The organism is Psychrobacter sp. UBA3480, from assembly GCF_002377945.1.
Classification (GTDB): domain Bacteria; phylum Pseudomonadota; class Gammaproteobacteria; order Pseudomonadales; family Moraxellaceae; genus Psychrobacter.
Genome location: NZ_DFQV01000025.1, coordinates 1 through 5,627, shown reverse-complemented (window position 1 = coordinate 5,627; position 5,627 = coordinate 1). Strand labels below are relative to the sequence as shown.

Genomic DNA, 5,627 nt, shown 5'->3' with positions numbered 1-5,627 from the left:
GCCGGTCTCACGGATTCAGGTGATTGGCATGGCACTGTTGTTGTTGTCTGTCACCGCAATCAGTATTTATGTCGGTTTTGCTCCGCTTGCCACCTTTGTGCAAAAAATGGCAGGCATTCGCACCGATACCCTAAATGATCGTATTATGGTTGATGCCATGCCCAGCGAGCTAAAACCTTTGGCGATGTCTTATAATGTCTTGGTTTTTGAACAACTCATAAAACTCAGCTAAACTCCCCTGCAAGTGTCCAAAAAACAGTCCGTAAATAACTGTCCAACTATCGGTGTCTAAATTATGAAGATTGGCTATGCTCGGGTATCTACCATCCATCAAGACCCTCAGCTTCAACTCAATGCGTTAGAGGGCTATGGTTGTGAACGCATCTATCAAGAACAGTCGAGTGGAGCAAATCGAGACCGTCCTGAATTGGCACAGCTGATGAAAGCCTTGCGAGCAGGTGACGAACTGGTGGTGTGGAAGCTTGACCGTCTGTGTCGTAGTGTGTCGCATCTCATCAATATCTGTGAGCAACTCGATGAGGTTGGGGCAACCCTGGTTAGTATTACTGACAACATTGACCAATCTACCCCTGCAGGAAAGGCGCTGCTGGTGATTATGGGTACGATTGCTGAAATGGAACGGGAACTGATTCGGGAACGCATCATGGCAGGAGTAGAAGCCCGCAAACAAAAAGGGCTACCCACAGGCAGACCAACGATTGATGACACTAAAATCCGAACTGCTCGAGCATTGATAAACGATGGAGAAACGTATGCTGAGGTGGCTCGTATGATTGGCATCAGTCGAAGCACTCTGTATAAGTATTGCCCTGTTGAGGATTAAGCTGAGAAATAGCCTAGACGAGCCTACTGCATCTCTTGATGAGAAGAACGCGCTGGCAGTAATTGGATTTATAAAAGAAAAATTCACTACTGTTATTATAATTACTCATGACAATAACGCCCTAAGATACACTGATTATTTAATGGACTTAAGCGCTGTTCAGCCAAGTTTTAATCGTTACCTTTCTTGAATTAACTATACCCTAGCGGAACCGACGTAAAAGCCACAAAAACCTATTAACAGACTACCTAAAACAGACCACTATAAGAGAACCGCTTATAACAGACTGTTCTAGGTGGTCAGTTTCTCTCGCTATTTTGAGAAATCGTATTCCTCTTCATTCCCATCTAAATACTCACGTATAGGGCGTTTTTTACTGAATTTAGAAGCGTCCTTCTTGATCTCACCGACTATAAAGTCGCTGTATGCTGACCAGCTCTTCCCAGCATCGCCTTTAGCAAGACCGCTATATGTACTTATAAACTCTTTATGCCGACTGATACGCCACAGCTGCTTGTCAGACAATCCATCTATAGTGAACATATCACCGTTATCAACATCGCGAGCCTCAGCTACCTGTTTAGCCTTAGGTTTCGATTTCTCACGAACTACAAATTTGAAGCCTACTATCGTAGTACTCTTTTTTTCTTGGGTATAACTAACTTTTATATCTGTCTTTTCGTTAATTTCTTTTATAGACGACTCTAAAACACGACGTTTGAAGTCACTCATGCGTTTGTAGTCATTAACTCCTAGACCAAGCTGCTCTCTGAAAGTCTCTAATTCAAATAACGGGGTTTTACGAGCTTCACGCCACTGTATGAGAAGCTCGTAAAGTCTTACAGCATATAAGCTCTTTAATTGTGCCGTTTGTTCTAGAGTATATTTTGTAAAGAACTGCTCAATTCCGTGAATACGCGTGATCTCATTAACAACAGCAGGGGTAAATATTACCTCTATCGCTCCCTCACCGTCAATATATGTAGCTTGACTGATCCAACGTGATTTAACTTTAAGAGCACGTTCATCCATAAAAGTGAAGCGACGCTCAAACAAGTTAGCTTCTGCATCTATAAGCGCCTCATAAGCAGTTTGTTTAGAGACTTCAAAAACTTCAGCGTATCTCATAGCATCTATTCTTAATGGGGTATCAGAACTAAGACCTTTGTTTTGCTCTCTACTATCAATAATAGCTAACTGTATTAATCTAATCTCAGCCAGAGATAAATTCTGAATCGCTGTATTAAGACGATTCGATTTTACTACCAATTCGGTCTTGTCATTTTTCATAGCTAGCACCATTAGAAACATATAACGACATAATATAATATAGACTTTTTATAGTCAAATAATTACTTGTCGTCATACGGGTAGGAATTTGTCGTCATACGGGTAGGAATTTGTCGTCATACGGGTAGGAATTTGTCGTCATACGGGTAGGAATTTGTCGTCATACTATCTCTGTAAGCTTTATACCGCAAGGCCTGTAGCGAGCTTAAAAGCATTTAAAAGCATTTAAAAGCATTAAAAGCATTTTTGGTTGTGGATAAGCTTAAAAAACAAAGGGCTATTTTTAATGGTTGATTTAGGAAGTAAGTTACTTAAATTTGCATAGCTTTGATTGGCTATAGAACGAACTCTTCTCATCTTCAAAACAGTCTTTGGGATCAATCCTCGCATAGTGACCATCTTGTCCACTTATTTTGACAATGTTATGAGCCACACCAGCCTTTTCCAGATATTGATAATCATCTTGACGTTTTGCTATCTCGCTTTTGCTAGGAATAAACAGCCAAGCTGCTCCAGAGGCTAATGCTAATACCACAACAACCATAACGACCAAAGTTAGTATTAATTGACGGCCAAACTCTCGCTTAACGTTATCCAGCATCTGCTTGGAGGCATCTACATTTAGCTCAGCTATCTTGTCTTTAGTATCGTCAAGGTTACTAGCAACACTGGTAACAGAGGTCTGTATCTTCACTAAGTCTTTATTAAGCAGCTTTGTTGTTTTTAAGAACGTATCACTCGCATCAGTGATGTGCTTAGTGAAGCCTTCATCAATACGCTTATGGTAGTTGTCTTCATTGACCTTTAAGACTCTAGCGATCTCTTTGTTAATGGCTTCAACAAATTCAGTTTGCAGTAAGGTTTCTTTGTTTTGATAGGTCTTCTAGTCGGATAGAGAGGTCTTTTTCTGGCATGGATCGTTCCTAGTCGCTAGTTATGATGCTATTTGGTCTCTAAATGGCGCTGTAGGCGTTTTTAGGGTGGTTTATATGCTTATGGGTACCCTAGCATCAAAATGGCGCTGTGGGATGCCTGAGAAGCCTCTGAGGTGATTCTATGCGACCGTCAGTGTCGTTTAGTATTGCTTGTGAGCTTAAAAGCCAGGACTCATGCCTCGGCTGCGGTTGATATCACGGCGATAACCAGTGATTTCAGCGGCTACCGTTCGCATTTGGCGCTGGTGTTCGGGGCTGAGGGCGCTTTGTTGTCGATCTTTGATGTCATCAAAGACGCGCTCTAAGGTTTTGGTGTGGGCTTTTCTTGTCGATAGGTCGCTTATAGACTTGATGTGATCAAGCAGCTGCTGGCTGTGGCCGATAATGTGGCTGCCAATTTCATGCTGTTCACGGTCTGTAAGCTGCTTTTGGTGGTCAGTGGTACTCGGCTCACTGCGGTAGCGCTGCCATGCGCTCATTTGCTGATCAAGATGCAGTAGGGTGCTTAGGTGTTGGCCAAAGTCGCTTTTTTGGTCGATGATTTTTAGAAGCCTGTGCTGACTCGATAGCTCTTGATGCGAGATATGGTCGTGTTGCGCCTTAAAGTCGGCTTCTTCTTTTGCTATTTGGACGCGGTGCTGCTCAAGCTTCGCCTGACGCGCTTCTTCTTGCGCTAATAGGCGCTCACGCTCCTTTTGGTCGGCCATGTCACGCTGCTGCTGAGCAATACGCTCTTTTTCAAGCGCCTCAGCGGCATCGATTGCAATTTGGCGCTGAATACGTACCTGTTTGACGCGCTCAACCACTGATTCAGCTTGCTCTAGCTCGTCATTGCTCACGTTACTGGGTTTATATTCAGGCGTAGGCGCTGCTGGGACGATAAATAACTTACTTTCACGCAGATCGGCAAGTTCGCGTGTCCCTTGAAGAGACCATCCCAGATTCTGTGTAACTGACGTTTAGAGCCCATCCCATATTTTGTGTAACTGCCGATTAGATTAAATGCAAGCTTACACGCTCACCGAACATAATCATAAATCGATTTAATGCCGACGTCCAATTGCGGATAGGCATCGACCACTTTTTAGATGCTTGATGGGTTGCCAGATACACCACCTTAAACGCCGCCTTATCTGAAGGAAATACCTTACGCTTATTGACTGCTGTGCGAATCACACTGTTTAATGACTCTATGGCGTTGGTGGTATAAATCGCACGTCTAATGTCTTTAGGATAATCAAAGAACACCGACAACTTATCCCAATTGTTCTGCCATGACTTAACCACATGCGGATACAGATTACCGTAAGCATCGGCAAACTGCTCAAGATTGGCACTTGCCATCTCAAGCGTATCGGCATCGTAGATGGCTTTTAGCTGGGAGGCTATCTTCTTCTTATCCTTCCACGGCACAAATTTAAGTGAATAACGCACCATATGCACGATACATAGCTGAACTTGGGTTTGAGGGTAGACGGTATTGATGGCTTCACTAAAGCCCTTTAATCCATCGACACAGGCGATGAGGACATCTTGTACACCTCGGTTTTGCAATTCAGTGAGAATGCCGAGCCAGAACTTCGCCCCTTCGTTTTGCGATATCCACATACCCAAAAGCTCTTTTTTACCCTCTAGGTTGACACCTAATGCCAGATAGATGGCTTTGTTGATGATTTGCTTGTCTTCACGCACTTTGACGACAATGCAGTCGAAATAGACGATGGGGTAGAGACTCGCAAGTATGGGACATGAATTTTGATAGCGACACCAATGTGATTGATGTGGCTATTCGCAGATTAAGAATGAAAGTGGACGATGAGTTTTCGCCCAAACTTATTCATACCGTGCGGGGCATGGGCTATCGTTTAGAAGTGGCAGACTGATGACTCATGCAACCACTGGCAATACCCCCACAAAAGACCATCTGTCAGAGTTGTCGGCATCTAAACCCAACCGCAAACGCTTATCACTGCTTTGGCGAACCGTATTGCTATTGGCAATTAGCGTATTGATTTGTTTGGGGCTGTTGTATGCGTGGATTCAACATTCAGTGAATGCCCACTTTGAGCAAATGGACAGCGAGATTTTAGAGCATGCTCGCTTGGTGTTAGAACAACGGTCGCTATTGACTGATGGTGAACTGGCACTCACGCAAGCACAATTAAATCCGCTTAATCCGCATCGGCACGCCTTGGGGTTGGGTTATGATTTGTCGATTCTAAGCTTTGATGCTAAGGGCAAATTTATCGGGGATTTGAGTCAAACCTCATTACCGCAAACCGATTTGCTGACAAGTCTAGATTTGCTTGCCCTATGGCAAACGCATGGCGAGCGTCAGTTTGAGCTTATTACCTACCAGCACCATTACCGTGCCAGTATTTTGCCCGTTCAATCAAGCCGTGTTCAATCCACTCGTGCTGATGCAAGCTCGGCTCAAACAAATGCCAAGCATCAAGGCTATGTACTACTGGCATTGCCGATTGATGTGCATCATCACTATTTAGCTGAGTTTAATCGTCAATTGAAAGTCTTACTGATTCCTGAATCCGTGAAGCCGG

At 43.7% G+C, this 5,627-nt stretch carries 4 protein-coding genes and 4 pseudogenes; 4 read left to right on the top strand and 4 right to left on the bottom strand.

The features are described from left to right. Both B2863_RS10795 and B2863_RS10790 read left to right on the top strand, forming a co-directional pair. Positions 1-232: pseudogene (locus tag B2863_RS10795) on the top strand (two-component sensor histidine kinase); the annotation flags it as partial. A gap of 63 nt (positions 233-295) precedes the next feature. After that, positions 296-844 carry a recombinase family protein gene (locus B2863_RS10790; protein WP_283645853.1) on the top strand — a complete coding sequence of 183 codons (549 nt, stop codon included), beginning with the start codon at positions 296-298 and terminating at the stop codon, positions 842-844. Positions 845-1,156: 312 nt separating this feature from the next. Here B2863_RS10790 and repM read toward each other — a convergent pair whose 3' ends face one another. The 4 genes and pseudogenes from repM to B2863_RS10770 form a co-directional block, all read right to left on the bottom strand. Next, positions 1,157-2,134, bottom strand: a complete 978-nt coding sequence (gene repM, locus B2863_RS10785; RefSeq protein ID WP_283645854.1) for a replication initiation protein RepM — start codon at positions 2,132-2,134, stop codon at positions 1,157-1,159. Between the two features lie 307 nt (positions 2,135-2,441). Further along, positions 2,442-2,828, bottom strand: a complete 387-nt coding sequence (locus B2863_RS10780; RefSeq protein WP_283645855.1) for a hypothetical protein — start codon at positions 2,826-2,828, stop codon at positions 2,442-2,444. Positions 2,829-3,227: 399 nt separating this feature from the next. Next, the gene (locus B2863_RS10775; protein WP_283645856.1) at positions 3,228-3,908 is read right to left on the bottom strand and encodes a hypothetical protein; all 681 of its coding nucleotides are present in this window, start codon (positions 3,906-3,908) and stop codon (positions 3,228-3,230) included. Positions 3,909-4,062: 154 nt separating this feature from the next. Next, positions 4,063-4,809, bottom strand: a pseudogene (locus B2863_RS10770) (IS256 family transposase); the annotation flags it as partial. Between B2863_RS10770 and B2863_RS10765 the strand changes: the two are divergent. Together B2863_RS10765 and B2863_RS10760 are read left to right on the top strand one after the other, a co-directional pair. Continuing rightward, a pseudogene (locus B2863_RS10765) lies at positions 4,803-4,952 on the top strand (winged helix-turn-helix domain-containing protein); the annotation flags it as partial. The pseudogenes B2863_RS10770 and B2863_RS10765 overlap by 7 nt on opposite strands. Then, positions 4,952-5,627 (top strand): annotated as a pseudogene (locus B2863_RS10760) (hypothetical protein); the annotation flags it as partial. The pseudogenes B2863_RS10765 and B2863_RS10760, both read left to right, overlap by 1 nt.